This is a genomic window from Pseudomonas batumici, from assembly GCF_036585405.1.
GTDB lineage: Bacteria > Pseudomonadota > Gammaproteobacteria > Pseudomonadales > Pseudomonadaceae > Aquipseudomonas > Aquipseudomonas batumici.
Map to the genome: position 1 here is coordinate 5499745 of NZ_CP144470.1, position 14609 is coordinate 5514353.

Below are 14609 nucleotides of genomic sequence, written 5' to 3' on the forward strand. Positions count from 1 at the left end.
GCCGGTTTGTGCGTTGTTGAGACAGGGAGCCCTTCCTAGACTGGCCCTCCAGTCAACTCATGTGCTCAACAGGACGCCCCGTCATGACCACCATCAGCCTGTTCAACCTCGCTCAACCCCGTCGTTCTTTCTCCGCTACCCTCAAGGCCTTGGCCGTTGGCCTCGGGCTGCTGGGCGGGCCGTTCGCGGTCGCCGCCGACACACCGGTCAACCCGCATCCGACCCTGCGCGCCCTGTCCGGTGTCACGCCGATCGATCGCCTCGACCCGAAGACCAGCGCACTGCTGGTGATCGACTTCCAGAACGAATACTTCAGCGGCCGGCTGCCGATTCCCGATGGCCTGCAGGCGCTGAAGAACACCCGGCGCCTGATCGATTTCGCCGACAGGGAAAAGATCCCGGTGATTCATGTGCAGCACGTCGCCCCGGCGGGCTCCGCGCTGTTCGCCCTGGATGGCCAGACGGTGGATTTCCATCCGCTGATGAAACCGCGCCCCCAGGACAAGGTCCTGCGCAAGACCAGCGTCAGCGTTTTTGCCAGCACCGATCTGGACGCCCAACTGAAGAAAGCCAAGGTCAAGACCCTGATCGTCACCGGGCTCATGACCCATGCCTGCGTGGCCGGTGCCGCCCGTGACGCCGTGCCGTTGGGCTATGACGTTGTGGTAGCATCCGACGCCACCGCGACCCGTGCCATCGAGCGTTTCAATGGCCCGTCCGTGAGCAAGGACGCGCTGCACGAGGCGGCCCTGGCCGAAATCGAGGACACCTTCGGCGATGTGCTGAGCACCTCGCAGATCGTCGCCTTGCCGACACGCTGATCCACCCGCCAATCCCTGGGGCAACGCTTGAATGAACCAGCTCGCCGCGATGCGTGCCTTTCGTTGTATCGTCGAGAGTGGAGGCTTTTCCGCGGCGGCGGAGCGCCTGGATACCACCCACTCGACGATGTCACGGCAGTTGCAGCAGCTGGAGAGCGAGCTGGGCGTGCAACTGATCAACCGCAATACCCGGCGTTTCAGCCTGACCGGGGCGGGCGAGCAGTACTACGACGCCTGCGTGGATATCCTGGAGCGGGTCGACGCGGCTTCCCGGGCCATGGCCCAGGAGCACCAGCGGCCTGGAGGCCTGTTGCGGGTCAGTGTGCCGTTGGTGGTGGGGACCCTGGATCTGCCCCACTGGTTGCCCGGATTTCAGAAACGCTACCCGGACATCGAGCTGGAGTTGTGTTGCGATGACCGCTTCGTCGATCTGCTGGCCGAGGGCTTCGACGTGGCCCTGCGCATCGCCGGGGCCTTGGACGATACGACGCTGGTGGCGCGGACCCTGACGGTCTCGAAACAGGTCCTGGTGGCGTCGCCGGCCTATGTCCGCGAACACGGCCTGCCACGCACCGCGCAGGAACTCACGGGGCATCGCCTGTTGAGCTTTATCGGCGCCACCTCGGGTTGGCAACTGGCTTCGGCGCGGGGTGAGTCGATGAATATTGCCCCGGCGGGGTGGTTCAGGACCAATACCATCAGCGCGCTGCATTCGGCAACGCTGGCCGGGGCGGGGATCGCGTCGTTCACTCACGCCACGGTGCGCAACGACCTGGCCCAGGGGCGGCTGGTGGCGATCCTGCCCCAGTATTCCCTGGGCGAACGCCACTATTTCGCGCTGTACCCGCAATCCCGGCACCTGGCCCCAAGGTCCGGGTGTTCGTCGATTACATGGTCGAGTTCTATGGGCCTGACAAGGCTCAGGGATAGTCGATGGCGGTGATGTAGACGGTCTGCTCGCCGGTGGGCGTCATGACCCGAATCTCCGCGTCCAGCGCCTTGCCGATCAGCGCGCGGGCCAAGGGCGAGTCGATGCTGATCAGGTTCTGCTTGAGGTCCAGTTCGTCCGGCCCGACGATGCGATAGCGCGATTCCTTGCCGTCCTCGTCCTCGATGGTGACCCAGGCGCCGAAGTACACCTTGTTCAGGTCGCTGGGTCGTTCGCCGACCACCTTCAGGCTTTCCAGGCGCTTGGTCAGGAAACGCACGCGGCTGTCGATCTCGCGCAGCATCTTCTTGCCGTAGGTGTACTCGGCGTTCTCCGAGCGATCGCCCTGGGCCGCCGCTTCGCTGACCGACTGGGTGACCTGGGGACGGCGCACATGCCACAGCTCGTGCAGCTCGGCGCGCATGCGGGCCTCGCCCTCGGGAGTGATCAGGGCGGTGCCGGCTGTGCGCGGCGGGCGGTAGCGACTCATCTGCATTCCCCAGGCGAAACAAGGTGTTGAGTCTATCAGCCCTCGCGCAGCACTGTCAGCGGGCTGGCATTGAGCGCCCGGCGGGTGCCGAACACGCCCGCGCCGCCGACCATCAGCGCACCGATCAGCGGCAGCAGCAACAGCCAGGCATGGGGGTGCCACGGCAGGTCGAAGGCGAACCGGTAGAGCACCCAGCTCACCAGTTCTGCGCCCAGGGCGGCCAGCAGGCCGCTGACCGCCCCCAGAAGGCCGAATTCGATCCGCCGTGCCTTGACCAGCAGTGGCCGTCCGGCCCCCAGCGCCCGCAGCAGGGCGCCTTGGCGAATACGTTCGTCCAGGGTCGCCTGCAAGCCGGAGAACAGCACCGCCATCCCCGCCGCGAGGACGAACAGCAGCACGTACTCCACGGCGAAGGTGACCTGCGCCAGGATGCTGCGCAGTTGCTCCAGCAGGGCCTCCACTTGCAGGATGGTCACCGCCGGGAAGGCCCGGGACAGTTCGACGATGTCCCTGTCGTGACCCGGTGCCAGGTAGAAGCTGGTGAGGTAGGTCGCCGGCAGGTCCTGCAGGGTGCCGGGCTGGAAGATCATGAAGAAGTTCGGCTGGAAATTGTCCCAGTTGATGCTGCGCAGGCTGCTGACCACGGCCTCGCGGTTGACCCCGCCGACGCTGAACACCAGGTGGTCGCCGAGCTTGAGCTTCAGGCTCAGGGCGACCTTGGCTTCCACCGAGACGCCGGGAATGTCCCCGCTGGGTTTGTCCGGCCACCAGCTGCCGGCGGTCAGGCTGTTGCCCGGTGGCAGGTCGGCGGCCCAGGTCAGGCTGAGGTCGCGCTGGGTGGCGCGATCGCCGCCGGAGTCCTTGCTGACGATTTCCTGCACCGGCGTGCCGTTGATGCTGATCAGGCGCCCCGGTACCACCGGATAGATCGGTGCCGATTGAGCTGCGAGCTTGATCAGGTGGTCGCGGAAACCCTCCTTGTCCGCCGGCAGGATGTTCAGGGCGAAATAGTTCGGCGCGTTCTTCGGCAACTGGTTCTGCCAGGTGTCGAGCAGCTCGCCGCGCAGCAGCGCGATCAGCGCCATGGACAGCAGGATCAGGCCGAACGCCAGGGATTGTCCGGCCGCCGCCAGCGGATGGCGCAGCAACTGGCCCAGGCCCAGCCTCCAGGGCAACGAGGCCCTGGCCAGCAGCCGGCGCAGGCTTTGCAGCCCGAGCAGCAACAGGCCGCCGAGAACCAGCGCGGCCACCACGCCGCCGCCGAGCAGGGCGAAGGTCAGCAGCAGGTCCAGGCTCAGGCGCCACATGATCAGGCCCAGGGCCAGCAAGGCCGTGCCGTAGACCAGCCAGGTGCTGGCCGGAATCGGCAGCAGGTCGCGGCGCAATACCCGCAACGGCGGCACCCGGCCCAGGGCGGCCAGGGGCGGCAGGGCGAACCCGGCCAGTGCCACTAGCCCGGTGCCGATCCCCGCGAGCGCCGGCATCAGCCCGCCCGGTGGTACGTCGGCAGGCAGCAGCTCATGTAGCAGGTAGAACAGGCCCAACTGGGCGAGCCAGCCGAGCAGGGCGCCGCTGACGCTGGCCAGCACGCCGAGGATCGCCAGTTGCAGGCTGAACAGGCTCATGGTTTCCCGACGCGACAGGCCCAGGCAGCGCAGCAGCGCACTGGCGTCGAAGCGGCGGGCGGCGAAACGGTTGGCGCTGAGGGCCACGGCGACGCCGGACAGCAACACCGCCACCAGGCTGGCCATGTTCAGGTAGCGCTCGGCCTTGCCCAGGGCGCCGCCGATCTGCTGGTTGCCGTCGCGGGCGTCCAGCAGGCGCTGGTTCGGCGCCAGGCCTGGCTTGATCAGTTCGCGGTAGGTGGCCAGGGCGTTCGCCGAGCCGCGCCACAGTTCGCGGTAGTCGACCCGGCTGCCGGGCTGGACCACGCCGGTGGCGTCGAGGTCGGCGAGGTTGATCAGCACCCGCGGGGTCAGGCTGTAGAAATTGCCGGCGCGATCCGGCTCGTAGGTCAGGACCCGGGCCAGGCGCACGGTCTTCAGGCCGACATCGATGCTGTCGCCGATCTTCAGGTCCAGCGCGGTCAATAGCCGTGCCTCGACCCAGGCCTCGCCCGGGGCGGGGCCGCCGCCGGCGGTCTCGGCGCCGAAGGGCGCGGCGGCGCTCTTGAGTTCGCCGCGCAGCGGGTAGTGTTCGTCCGCGGCCTTGATGCTCGACAGCTGGATGCCGTTGTCCGTGGCGATCACGCTGGAGAATTCGACTGCCCGCGCATGGGCAAGTCCCAGGTCGCGGCCGGTCTGGAGCTGTTCCGGGCGGGCGCCGGAGGTGCCGTCGAGCACCAGGTCGGCGGCGAGGAATTCGGTGGCCCGCAGCAGCATCGCGCCGTTCAGGCGCGCGCCGAAGTAGCCGATCGCGGTGCTGGCCGCGACCGCCACCAGCAGGGCGAAGAACAGCACCCGCAGTTCACCGGCGCGGGCGTCGCGCAGGAGCTGGCGGATGGCGAGGCTGAACAGGCGCAACAGCGGCAGGCGTGCCATCAAGGCTCCAGGGGGCCGACCAGATGGCCGGCATCGAGACGGATCAGGCGCCGGCAGCGATGGGCCAGGCGTTCGTCGTGGGTCACCAGCACCAGGGTGGTGCCGCGTTCCTGGTTCAGTTCGAACAGCAGGTCGCTGATGCGCTCGCCGGTGTGGCTGTCGAGGTTGCCGGTGGGTTCGTCGGCGAACAGCACGTCCGGCTCGGCGGCGAAGGCCCGGGCGATGGCGACCCGTTGCTGTTCGCCGCCGGACAGCTGGCGGGGCGAATGGGTCAGGCGCCGGCCCAGGCCGACCCGCTCCAGCAGGTCGCGGGCGCGTTCGCGGGCATCGAAGCGACCGTCCAGCTCCAGGGGCAGCATGACGTTTTCCAGGGCATTGAGGCTGTCCAGCAGTTGGAAACTCTGGAACACGAAGCCCACGTGCTCGGCACGGATGCGCGCGCGCTGGTCTTCGTCGAGGGCGCTCAGGGCTCGCCCGGCCAGGGTGACTTCGCCGTCGCTGGGCAGGTCGAGGCCGGCGAGCAGGCCCAGCAGGGTCGATTTGCCGGAACCGGAAGCGCCGACGATGGCCAGGCTGTCGCCCTTGTTCAAGGTCAGGCTCAAGGGGTGCAGGATGGTCAGTGCGCCTTCCGCGCTGGGAACCACTTTGCTAAGGTTCTGCGCGGTGAGAATGCTTTCGCCCATGGAGAATCCGATGCGAATGTGGTTTTTGAGTGCCGGCCTGGCCTTGATGTGCATGGCCCAGAGCGCGGCGGCGGGTACAGTGCTGATCGTCGGCGATAGTATCAGCGCGGGTTTCGGCCTGGATACCCGTGTGGGATGGGTCGCCCTGTTGGAAAAACGTCTGAAAACCGAAGGTTTTGCCGACCAGGTGGTCAATGCGTCCATCAGTGGCGACACCAGCGCGGGCGGGCGGGAGCGGCTGCCGGCGCTGCTTGCAGAGCACAAGCCGCAGGTGGTGGTGCTCGAGTTGGGCGGCAACGATGGCCTGCGTGGGCAGTTGCCAACGCAATTGAAACAAAATCTTGCATTAATGATCGACAGGTCCCAGGCCGTGGGGGCAAAAGTCCTGCTGCTCGGGATGCAGCTTCCGCCCAATTATGGTCCCCGCTACAACGAGGCCTTCGCCCGGGTCTACACCGAGCTGGCCCAGGAGAAAAACATCGCGCTGGTGCCGTTTTTCCTCGAGGGCATCGGTGGCCATCCCGAGCTGATGCAGGCCGACGGGATTCATCCGGCGCCCGCTGGTCAGGGCAAGCTGCTCGATAACGTCTGGCCGAGGCTCAAACCGCTGCTTTGAGCTTTTCTAGCGGCTGTCTTTGGGCTAATGTGGCGCCCCCGATTTGGAGCCCCCGATGCAGCGTCCCGCCTGGTCCTTGTTTGCCTACCAACTGATCGAACCCGACGAGCAGCTCGATCTGTTCGCCTGTCAGGAAGTACGCGTGCACCTGGTCACCCGACAGCTGGAGCTGGGCGGTTCGGCCGATCGGACGCTGTGCGGCACCTTGTTGCCGGCCCAGCCGCGGTGGTCGGGGGTGGACCGCTCGATTTTCCGCGACCAGCGCCTGTGTCCCTTGTGCCGGGCGATTCTCGAATCGCAGAAGCGCGGTACACCGCCGATCTGGCCGGAGCTGCGCTTCGAACTCTGAGCCTGCCTCTGTAGGTGTAGGCGCGGGGCAACCTGTACCGTACCTGTCTCGTTACGATTGTCCCGGTACACGGTCTCCCTTGCCGGCGCCGTGTCGGTGTACAATTGTTGTCTACTCATTTTCGTCGATCATGCGAAGGATGTCCCGGATGTTGTCGCGCTTTCCTGCCGTTACCCGTTGCCTGTCTGTTGCCGCCCTCTGTGTGGCAGGCCCCGTTTCGGCGCTGGAACTACCGTTGCCGCCACCTGGCGAGGATATCGTCGGCCAGGTCCAGGTGATCAAGGCCAAGTACGAAGACACCTTCGCGGACCTGGGTACCACCTACGACCTGGGTTATTCGGAAATGGTCGCGGCCAACCCGGGCGTTGATGCCTGGTTGCCGGGCGCGGGGACCGATATCGTCCTGCCGACCCGCTTCATCCTGCCGCCGGGTCCGCGCGAAGGCATCGTGATCAACCTGGCCGAGTATCGCCTGTACTACTTCCCCAAAGGCCGGAACGTGGTCTACACCTTCCCGCTGGGGATCGGTCGCGAAGGCTGGGGCTCGCCGGTCGCCCACACCACCATTACCGCCAAGACGCCGAATCCGACCTGGACGCCGCCGGCCTCGATCAAGGCCGAGCACGCGTCCGAGGGTGATCCCTTGCCCAACGTGGTGCCGGCCGGTCCTGACAACCCGCTGGGCCCGTTCAAGTTCACCCTGGGCACACCGGGCTATCTGATCCACGGCTCGAACATGAAGTTCGGTATCGGTACCCGTACCAGCCACGGTTGCTTCCGCATGTTCAACAACAACGTGCTGGAGATGGCCAGCATGGTGCCGGTGGGTACTTCGGTGCGCATCATCAACGAGGCCTACAAGTTCGGCGTGAGCGGCGGCAAGGTGTTCCTGGAAGCCCATACACCGCTGGACGACAAGGGCAATCCATCGGTGGTCGACAAGCACACCGCGGTGATCAATGCCTTGCTCAAGCGTGAAGACCTGGCGAACAACTTGCGGGTCAACTGGGATCAGGTGCGTGACGTAGTCGCGGCCGAAGATGGTCTGCCGACGGAAATCGCCGTGCCGGGGACACCGTCGCTGGTGTCCAACGCACCGCTCTATCCAGAGCAGTAAGGCGCTGTACAACGACCCACCTGGGCCTTGCGGCTCAGGTGGGTTTTTTGTGCCTGCCTAGGCTCTGTACGAAAACTGCCTGCGCGACGATCATGCTGCGTTAAAAACAGGCTCGGAATGCTCATGTAGGCCCCTACACTCCGCTTCCTCGCCTGTTTTTGCCTTGCCTGATCGCCGCTCGGCGAGTTCTCGTACAGACCCTGGTCTTTCCGGCAGGCACAAAAAAGCCGATCCAACAAGGGATCGGCTTGATAACAACCCCGAAGGATTATTACTTCTTGCTTGCCTTTTCGAGCATGCGCAGAGCGCGCTCGTTAGCTTCATCAGCAGTCTGCTGTGCTTTTTGAGCAGCAGCCAGAGCTTCATCAGCGTGGCGGTAGGCTTCGTCAGCACGAGCCTGGGCACGAGCAGCAGCGTCTTCAGTAGCAGTCAGACGAGCTTCGGTTTCTTTGGATGCGCTGCTGCAACCGGTAGCCAGAACGGCGGCCAGGGCCAGAGCAGAGAATTTCAGAACGTTGTTCATCGTGTTCCCCTTCAAGGACTTTCTATTAAATAACCATCTCCCCAGAGTGGGGATATAGTCGGCGTACATACTACCCATTACTTGTAGTAAGTAAACCGACGTAACGCAAGAAGTAAAAAAAATTTTTGGAAGAGAATCTTTTCGGCTAACTTTTCATGAACCTGTATAAAAAATGTGCAGCAACAGGGGCGTGATCCGGGCGCTTTGGGCAAGTCCGATTTGCACTAGTGTGCTGTCCGCGATCGATACCCGCGTCGCACTAGTGGCGGCGAATGACTCTTTGCTTCTACCGTCGCCGGGGCGGGGAGGCATCTTTGCCAATTGAAAAGTGACTTTAAGAAGCGCTGTTCGTCTTACAACATAACATTCCGGCAATCTTCGGTCGCTGTTCAGGTTTTCGAGCGAAAGGGCCCGTCCGGCCGGGCTGCCATGCGCCTGGCGGAGCACATGACGAGTGTGCCTTGAGCAAGGGAGGCAGGGCGCCTACTATCTGTCAGGTGCCTACTTGTTCGGGAGCTGACGGCTCTTCTCGTTGTCCAACCAGGCACGGGGTGGTGTAGGATTTTGTGACGATTTGGCTGTTGCGGCGATTTTTCGTACGTAGCCAGGTGGTTCCTTCGCCGGAAAAACATGTAAGGTAGGGTCAGAATCCAAGACCCGCGAGGAGTAGTGATGAGCGAGGCGTTGTCCATCCACCATGACCAGGCAGGTCATCAATTCGAGACCAATGTGGACGGTCATCGTGCCTACCTGACCTATATGGACCTGGGTAAGCAGACCCTGGATATCTATCGCACCTTCGTGCCCAACGCCTTGCGCGGCCGGGGCATTGCGGCGGCGTTGACCGAGCAGGCGTTGGCCTATGCCGATCAGATGGGTTACACGGTGATTCCTTCCTGCTCTTATGTCGAACGTTACATGGAACGTCATCAGCGGCACGCCGCGAAGATCTGAAGCATTCCACACACAAGAACGCCGGGCATTGCCCGGCGTTTTTGTGTGCGTGCCCTGATCAGCCGCGCTGGCGCTTGGGCAGCACGTCCTTGAGCTTGGCATGCATGCTGCGCAGGGTTTTTTCGGTGGCGCTCCAGTCGATGCAGGCGTCGGTGATCGACACGCCGTATTGCAGGTCGGCGAGGTCTTTCGGAATCGCCTGGCAGCCCCAGTTCAGGTGGCTCTCGACCATCAGGCCGATGATCGACTGGTTGCCTTCGAGGATCTGGTTGGCGACGTTCTCCATCACCAGCGGTTGCAGGGCCGGGTCCTTGTTGGAGTTGGCGTGGCTGCAATCGACCATGATGTTGGCCTTGATCTTGGCCTTGGCCAGCGCCTGTTCGCAGACGGCGACACTGACGGAGTCGTAGTTCGGCTTGCCGTTGCCGCCACGCAGGACCACGTGGCCGTAGGCATTGCCCTTGGTGGTGACGATGGACACGCCGCCTTCCTGGTTGATGCCCAGGAAGCGATGCGGGCTGGACACCGACTGCAGGGCGTTGATCGCCACGGTCAGGCCGCCGTCGGTGCCGTTCTTGAAGCCCACGGCCGAGGACAGGCCCGAGGCCATCTCGCGGTGGGTCTGGGATTCGGTGGTGCGCGCGCCGATGGCCGACCAACTGATCAGGTCCTGCAGGTACTGCGGCGAGATCGGGTCGAGGGCTTCGGTGGCAGTGGGCAGGCCCATTTCCGCCAGGTCCAGCAGCAACTGGCGACCGATGTGCAGGCCGTCCTGGATCTTGAAGGAGTCATCCAGGTAAGGGTCGTTGATCAGGCCCTTCCAGCCCACGGTGGTACGCGGTTTCTCGAAATACACGCGCATCACCAGGTACAGGCTGTCGGACACTTCGGCAGCGAGGACCTTCAGGCGCTCGGCGTATTCGTGGGCGGCCTTGATGTCGTGGATCGAGCAAGGCCCGATGACGACGAACAGGCGATGGTCCGTGCCATCGAGAATATTGCGGATCACCTCGCGCCCCTTGGTCACGGTGCGCAGGGCAGTCTCGCTCAGGGGAATATCACGCTTGAGCTGATCGGGAGTGATCAGCGTCTCGTTGGAGGCGACGTTAAGGTCGTTGATCGGTAAATCAGCCATCGTGTTACTCGTCAGGTCACGGGTGCCGGCCGCCAGCGATCCCCGCGCGGCGGAGCGCAGCAGATTTAAGCGCGTCGGGGAGAGCGGAACCTTAGCGCGTTAAGCGGGGCGCGGGCAATGGCCTGGCCGGTTTAATCGAGCAAAGCCCGCACATAGGGACGTTCCAGGCTGTCCCGGGAGAAGTCGGCGGCGTGTTGCCGGACCCATTCCTGGGCGATGACCTCGATGTTTTGCCGATCTTCGCTTTGTCGCTCGCGCGTTCGCTGGTAGCGTTCGATCTGGCAGACCTGTTCACCCATGCGGGCGCCGAACAGGGTCTGCTCGTCGACAAAGGCAATGCCCACCCGGTAGCCGTGCTTGCGCTTCAGGCACCAGGCCACGTAGCCGGGATAACGGGCCGCTTCGCCGAGGCTCGGAATGCTCATTTGCAAGGCCGAGCCTTTGCGCCAGCCGCGGGGTGAGTGGCAGGAGACACCCCCGAGGCTGATGCGGTCGAGTTGGTGAAGGGAAATGCAGGAATGCTCAAGCAGGGTCAACGTGACGGGAACGTCATCGGGATGAGGAAGAAAGCGCACCATGAACAACGACTCCCTGCGTCGGTCAGTGGAAAAACTTTCCGACAGTATAGTGAAGAGCCTGGAGTTGACGGATTTTGATATCGATCGGAATCTATTGGACTTGCCCGGTGTTTCATTGCTGATATTCACCAGCGTCGGCTGTGCGGCCTGCCGTTTTGCCCGGGAGGTCTTGCCGACCCTGGCCCTGCCGGTCGAACGCCTGTGCTGGATCGATGCCGGCGACAACGGCGGGGCGGTGCAGCGTTACGGCGTGTTTCATCTGCCCGCGCTGTTTGTCGTCAGGGACGGTGGGTTTCATGGCGCCGTGCAGTCACGTTTGACCCCGAGCGAGCTTGCCGAAGGTGTTCGACAAGCCTTGAGTCTAGGACCAGAGGAGTTGCCATGACAGGTTCAATCAGCCGGCCGCGTATCGGCATTATCGGTACCGGTGCGATCGGTGGATATTACGGCGTCATGCTGGCACGGGCCGGCTTCGACGTGCACTTCCTTCTGCGCAGCGAGTTTGCGGCGGTGGCCGAGAACGGCTTGCATATCGACAGTGCGGTGCACGGCCCCCTGCATTTGAGTGCGGTGCAGGCCTATTCCCAGGCCGCCGACATGCCGCCCTGCGACTGGCTGCTGGTGGGGGCCAAGACCACCAGCAACGCCAGTCTCGCGCCGCTGATCGCCCAGGCCGCCGCGCCGGGGGCGAAGGTGCTGGTGCTACAGAACGGCCTGGAGGTGGAGGACGAGCTGCGCACGCTGCTGCCCGATTCCCTGCACCTGTTGGGTGGGTTGTGCTTTATCTGCGTGCACCGCGCGGGTCCCGGCGCCATCGTGCACCAGGCCCTCGGCGCGGTGAACATCGGCTATCACAGTGGCCCGCTGCAGCATGACGCCACGGCCCTCCAGGCCCTGGTCGAAGAGGGCGCCGGCCTGTTCCAGCGGGCGGGCATCGAGTCCCAGGCCATGGCCAACCTGCAGCAGGCGCGCTGGCAGAAGCTGGTGTGGAACGTGCCTTACAACGGCTTGTCGGTGCTGCTGCGGGCCAGCACCACGCCGCTGATGAGCGATGACAACAGTCGCGAGCTGGTCCAGGCGCTGATGGCCGAAGTGGTGCGCGGCGCCCTGGCCTGTGGTCACGAGCTGCCGGCCGGCTATGCCGAGCACCTGTTCAAGGTGACGGAAAAGATGCCGGACTATTGGCCGAGCATGTACCACGACTTCGTGCACAAGCGCGCGCTGGAGCTGGACGCTGTCTATGTGCGCCCTTTGGCCGCCGCGCGCGCAGCCGGTTGCGAGCTGCCGAAGATACAGGCCCTGTACCAGGCGCTGGCGTTCATCGACGCGAACAATCGCTGAGACCCGGGGCCGGGTTAAAAGCGCTCCCGCAGCCGCCGGAGCCGGCCCGACCAGCCGGACTCCGCGGTCCCCGGGGCGCTGCTAAGCTCAACGGAACTCCGCCATTCTGGCAAGCGAGGAGGCCCCATGATCCGTTCGATGTTGTACGCCACCGATCTCGGTCTGTATGCGCCTTATGTCATGCAGCACGCCCTGGAGTTGGCGCGAACCTTCAAGGCCGATTTGTATGTGGTGCATGCGGTCGAGCCCATGGGCTTGTTCGCCGAATCGGTGTTGCAGAGTTACCTGGACGAGCAGGCATTGAACGAATTGCACAGCCAGGGTCTTAACACCGTGATGGCGACGATCGAGCAGCGGGTGCTGGACAGCTTTCGCGAGGAGTGCGCGGACGGGCAGCAGGACCTGAGCATGATCCAATCGGTCAAGGTCATCCAGGGCGACCCTTCGCAGGTCATTCTCGAACAGGCCCAGGTCCTTTCCGTGGATCTGCTGATTGTCGGCAGTCATAGCCATGGCACCGGTGGCGAGGCGCATTTGGGGCGCACCGCCGCGCGGGTCCTGCAGTTGGCCAAGGTGCCGGTTTACCTGGTGCCGCTTCTGCAACGCCGTCGCTATGGCGATATCTGAGCCGGAAAGTCACTGAGTTGATAAAAAAGTTCTAGATTTATTCTTCAAACCATTCATATAGTTATATATCGCCGCCGTGACCTGTGGCGTCTACCTGCTTTGAGGGATACATATGAAGCTTCAACAACTGCGCTACATCTGGGAAGTGGCGCACCACGACCTCAACGTTTCCGCGACCGCCCAAAGCCTTTACACCTCTCAGCCGGGTATCAGCAAACAGATCCGCCTGCTCGAAGACGAGCTGGGTGTCGAAGTCTTCGCCCGCAGTGGCAAGCACCTGACCCGCGTCACGCCGGCCGGTGAACGCATCATCACCACGGCCGGCGAGATCCTGCGCAAGGTCGAGAGCATCAAGCAGATCGCCCAGGAATTCTCCAACGAGAAGAAAGGCACCCTGTCGATCGCCACCACCCACACCCAGGCGCGTTATGCCTTGCCGCCGGTGATCAGCAGCTTCATCAAGCAATACCCGGACGTGGCCCTGCACATGCACCAGGGCTCGCCGATGCAGATCGCCGAGATGGCCGCCGACGGCACCGTGGATTTCGCCATCGCCACCGAAGCCCTGGAGTTGTTCGGCGACCTGGTGATGATGCCGTGCTATCGCTGGAACCGTTGCGTGGTCGTGCCCCAGGGGCACCCGCTGACCAAGCTGCCGAAGCTGACCCTGGAAACCCTGGCCGAATACCCGATCGTCACCTACGTGTTCGGTTTCACCGGTCGTTCCAAGCTGGACGAGGCCTTCAGCCATCGCGGCCTGACCCCCAAGGTGGTCTTCACCGCGGCGGACGCCGACGTGATCAAGACCTATGTACGCCTCGGCCTGGGCGTCGGCATCGTTGCCAAGATGGCGGTGGATCCGGTGCTCGACAAGGACCTGGTGGTGCTCGATGCCAGCGAGTTGTTCGAATCCAGCGTGACCAAGATCGGTTTCCGCCGTGGCACCTTCCTGCGCGGCTTCATGTGCGACTTCATCGAGAAGTTCGCGCCGCACCTGACTCGCGAAGTCATGGCCAAGGCCATCCAGTGCCACAACAAGCAGGAACTGGAAGAGCTGTTCGACGGTGTCGAGCTGCCGGTTCACTGAGTCGCCCGGACATGAAAAAGCCCCGACTGGTTCGGGGCTTTTTTGTGCGGGCTTGTTTCTGCCGAAGGCGGCGGTCAGCTCTTGGCGATCAGGTTGCCGGCATGCAGGCCGCATTCCTTCTGCGTGGCTTCTTCCCACCACCAGCGGCCTTCGCGCTCGTGCTGGTTCGGCAGCACCGGACGGGTGCAGGGCTCGCAGCCGATGCTGATGAAGCCGCGTTCGTGCAGGCTGTTGTACGGCAGTTCGAGCATGCGGATATAACCCCAGATCTCCTCGCTGGTCATCTGTGCCAGCGGGTTGAACTTGTACAGGGTGCGTTCCGGGGTGGAGAAGGCGCTGTCGATTTCCAGCACCGCCACCTGGCTGCGGGTGCCCGGGCTCTGGTCGCGACGCTGGCCGGTGGCCCAGGCGCTGACGCCGGACAACTTGCGCCGCAGCGGCTCGATCTTGCGGATGCCGCAGCATTCGCCATGGCCATCCTTGTAGAAGCTGAACAGGCCTTTTTCCTTGACGAAGGGCTCGAGCTGGGTGTGATCCGGAGAGACCAGTTCGATGTCGATCTTGTAGTGCTCGCGCACCTGATCGATGAAACGGTAGGTTTCCGGGTGCAGGCGGCCGGTGTCGAGGCTGAAGACCTTGACGTTCTTGTTCAGTTTCCAGGCCATGTCCACCAGCACCACGTCTTCCGCGCCGCTGAAAGATATCCACAGGTCGTCGCCAAACTGGGCAAAGGCCAGCTTGAGGATGTCCTGGGCGGACTTGTTGGCGTATGTCGCGGCGAGTTCAGCGACGTCGAACGGTTGGCTCATCAGGCGGTTCC

General features: G+C 63.8%; 16 protein-coding genes and 1 pseudogene. 10 read left to right on the forward strand and 7 right to left on the reverse strand.

Annotated elements, in window-relative coordinates:
* Positions 1-83: 83 nt before the first annotated feature.
* Both NUH87_RS25120 and NUH87_RS25125 read left to right on the forward strand, forming a co-directional pair.
* Positions 84-821, forward strand: a complete 738-nt coding sequence (locus NUH87_RS25120) for a cysteine hydrolase family protein (RefSeq protein WP_338523106.1) — start codon at positions 84-86, stop codon at positions 819-821.
* 31 nt (positions 822-852) lie between these two features.
* Positions 853-1751: pseudogene (locus NUH87_RS25125) on the forward strand (LysR family transcriptional regulator).
* Here NUH87_RS25125 and greB read toward each other — a convergent pair.
* The 3 genes from greB to NUH87_RS25140 are packed head-to-tail and all read right to left on the reverse strand — an operon-like array spanning position 1742 to position 5462.
* On the reverse strand, positions 1742-2239 hold the full coding sequence (gene greB / locus NUH87_RS25130) for a transcription elongation factor GreB (protein WP_040065479.1): 498 nt from the start codon (positions 2237-2239) through the stop codon (positions 1742-1744). The pseudogene NUH87_RS25125 and the gene greB overlap by 10 nt on opposite strands.
* A 35-nt stretch (positions 2240-2274) precedes the next feature.
* A complete protein-coding gene (locus tag NUH87_RS25135) occupies positions 2275-4779 on the reverse strand; it encodes an ABC transporter permease (protein WP_338523107.1) in 2505 nt (834 codons plus the stop codon).
* A complete protein-coding gene (locus NUH87_RS25140) occupies positions 4779-5462 on the reverse strand; it encodes an ABC transporter ATP-binding protein (protein WP_338523108.1) in 684 nt (227 codons plus the stop codon). The genes NUH87_RS25135 and NUH87_RS25140 overlap by 1 nt, the downstream gene beginning before the upstream one ends.
* A gap of 10 nt (positions 5463-5472) precedes the next feature.
* On the opposite strand from NUH87_RS25140, the gene NUH87_RS25145 reads away from it, so the two are divergent.
* The 3 genes from NUH87_RS25145 to NUH87_RS25155 all read left to right on the forward strand — a co-directional run bounded on the left by NUH87_RS25145 (position 5473) and on the right by NUH87_RS25155 (position 7544).
* Complete coding sequence (locus NUH87_RS25145; protein WP_338523109.1) at positions 5473-6078, forward strand: arylesterase; 606 nt, start codon at positions 5473-5475, stop codon at positions 6076-6078.
* A gap of 55 nt (positions 6079-6133) precedes the next feature.
* The gene (locus tag NUH87_RS25150; protein ID WP_191485136.1) at positions 6134-6427 is read left to right on the forward strand and encodes a hypothetical protein; all 294 of its coding nucleotides are present in this window, start codon (positions 6134-6136) and stop codon (positions 6425-6427) included.
* A 148-nt stretch (positions 6428-6575) separates the two neighbouring features.
* Positions 6576-7544, forward strand: a complete 969-nt coding sequence (locus NUH87_RS25155) for a L,D-transpeptidase family protein (RefSeq protein ID WP_040065474.1) — start codon at positions 6576-6578, stop codon at positions 7542-7544.
* Between the two features lie 271 nt (positions 7545-7815).
* On the opposite strand, the gene oprI is transcribed toward NUH87_RS25155, so the two are convergent.
* Positions 7816-8067, reverse strand: a complete 252-nt coding sequence (gene oprI / locus NUH87_RS25160; protein ID WP_040065561.1) for an outer membrane lipoprotei OprI — start codon at positions 8065-8067, stop codon at positions 7816-7818.
* Between the two features lie 672 nt (positions 8068-8739).
* Here oprI and NUH87_RS25165 point away from each other — a divergent pair.
* The gene (locus NUH87_RS25165; protein ID WP_040065473.1) at positions 8740-9021 is read left to right on the forward strand and encodes a GNAT family N-acetyltransferase; all 282 of its coding nucleotides are present in this window, start codon (positions 8740-8742) and stop codon (positions 9019-9021) included.
* 58 nt (positions 9022-9079) lie between these two features.
* Here the strand turns inward: NUH87_RS25165 and NUH87_RS25170 are convergent, their stop codons facing one another.
* The gene (locus NUH87_RS25170; protein ID WP_338523110.1) at positions 9080-10156 is read right to left on the reverse strand and encodes a 3-deoxy-7-phosphoheptulonate synthase; all 1077 of its coding nucleotides are present in this window, start codon (positions 10154-10156) and stop codon (positions 9080-9082) included.
* Positions 10157-10287: 131 nt separating this feature from the next.
* The gene (locus NUH87_RS25175) at positions 10288-10734 is read right to left on the reverse strand and encodes a PilZ domain-containing protein (RefSeq protein WP_338523111.1); all 447 of its coding nucleotides are present in this window, start codon (positions 10732-10734) and stop codon (positions 10288-10290) included.
* On the opposite strand from NUH87_RS25175, the gene NUH87_RS25180 reads away from it, so the two are divergent.
* The 4 genes from NUH87_RS25180 (at position 10733) to cysB (ending at position 13789) form a co-directional block, all read left to right on the forward strand.
* Positions 10733-11119, forward strand: coding sequence for a thioredoxin family protein (locus NUH87_RS25180; protein ID WP_338523112.1), 387 nt, complete (start codon positions 10733-10735; stop codon positions 11117-11119). The genes NUH87_RS25175 and NUH87_RS25180 overlap by 2 nt on opposite strands.
* Positions 11116-12075, forward strand: coding sequence for a putative 2-dehydropantoate 2-reductase (locus tag NUH87_RS25185; protein WP_338523113.1), 960 nt, complete (start codon positions 11116-11118; stop codon positions 12073-12075). Before NUH87_RS25180 ends, NUH87_RS25185 begins: the two co-directional genes overlap by 4 nt.
* A 126-nt stretch (positions 12076-12201) precedes the next feature.
* A complete protein-coding gene (locus NUH87_RS25190; RefSeq protein WP_338523114.1) occupies positions 12202-12702 on the forward strand; it encodes a universal stress protein in 501 nt (166 codons plus the stop codon).
* Positions 12703-12814: 112 nt separating this feature from the next.
* Positions 12815-13789, forward strand: a complete 975-nt coding sequence (gene cysB, locus NUH87_RS25195) for an HTH-type transcriptional regulator CysB (protein WP_040065465.1) — start codon at positions 12815-12817, stop codon at positions 13787-13789.
* 74 nt (positions 13790-13863) lie between these two features.
* On the opposite strand, the gene NUH87_RS25200 is transcribed toward cysB, so the two are convergent.
* On the reverse strand, positions 13864-14598 hold the full coding sequence (locus NUH87_RS25200; protein WP_040065463.1) for a phosphoadenylyl-sulfate reductase: 735 nt from the start codon (positions 14596-14598) through the stop codon (positions 13864-13866).
* Positions 14599-14609: the final 11 nt, after the last annotated feature.

Excerpts from the sequence above, each read along its gene's own strand:
- NUH87_RS25150 (WP_191485136.1), top strand. The coding sequence starts at position 6,134 with ATGCAGCGTCCCGCCTGGTCCTTGTTTGCCTACCAACTGATCGAACCC.
- NUH87_RS25155 (WP_040065474.1), top strand. The coding sequence starts at position 6,576 with ATGTTGTCGCGCTTTCCTGCCGTTACCCGTTGCCTGTCTGTTGCCGCC.
- NUH87_RS25175 (WP_338523111.1), bottom strand. The coding sequence starts at position 10,734 with ATGGTGCGCTTTCTTCCTCATCCCGATGACGTTCCCGTCACGTTGACC.
- NUH87_RS25170 (WP_338523110.1), bottom strand. The coding sequence starts at position 10,156 with ATGGCTGATTTACCGATCAACGACCTTAACGTCGCCTCCAACGAGACG.
- greB (WP_040065479.1), bottom strand. The coding sequence starts at position 2,239 with ATGAGTCGCTACCGCCCGCCGCGCACAGCCGGCACCGCCCTGATCACT.
- NUH87_RS25200 (WP_040065463.1), bottom strand. The coding sequence starts at position 14,598 with ATGAGCCAACCGTTCGACGTCGCTGAACTCGCCGCGACATACGCCAAC.
- NUH87_RS25190 (WP_338523114.1), top strand. The coding sequence starts at position 12,202 with ATGATCCGTTCGATGTTGTACGCCACCGATCTCGGTCTGTATGCGCCT.
- NUH87_RS25135 (WP_338523107.1), bottom strand. The coding sequence starts at position 4,779 with ATGGCACGCCTGCCGCTGTTGCGCCTGTTCAGCCTCGCCATCCGCCAG.
- NUH87_RS25165 (WP_040065473.1), top strand. The coding sequence starts at position 8,740 with ATGAGCGAGGCGTTGTCCATCCACCATGACCAGGCAGGTCATCAATTC.
- oprI (WP_040065561.1), bottom strand. The coding sequence starts at position 8,067 with ATGAACAACGTTCTGAAATTCTCTGCTCTGGCCCTGGCCGCCGTTCTG.
- NUH87_RS25180 (WP_338523112.1), top strand. The coding sequence starts at position 10,733 with ATGAACAACGACTCCCTGCGTCGGTCAGTGGAAAAACTTTCCGACAGT.
- cysB (WP_040065465.1), top strand. The coding sequence starts at position 12,815 with ATGAAGCTTCAACAACTGCGCTACATCTGGGAAGTGGCGCACCACGAC.
- NUH87_RS25120 (WP_338523106.1), top strand. The coding sequence starts at position 84 with ATGACCACCATCAGCCTGTTCAACCTCGCTCAACCCCGTCGTTCTTTC.
- NUH87_RS25145 (WP_338523109.1), top strand. The coding sequence starts at position 5,473 with ATGCGAATGTGGTTTTTGAGTGCCGGCCTGGCCTTGATGTGCATGGCC.
- NUH87_RS25140 (WP_338523108.1), bottom strand. The coding sequence starts at position 5,462 with ATGGGCGAAAGCATTCTCACCGCGCAGAACCTTAGCAAAGTGGTTCCC.
- NUH87_RS25185 (WP_338523113.1), top strand. The coding sequence starts at position 11,116 with ATGACAGGTTCAATCAGCCGGCCGCGTATCGGCATTATCGGTACCGGT.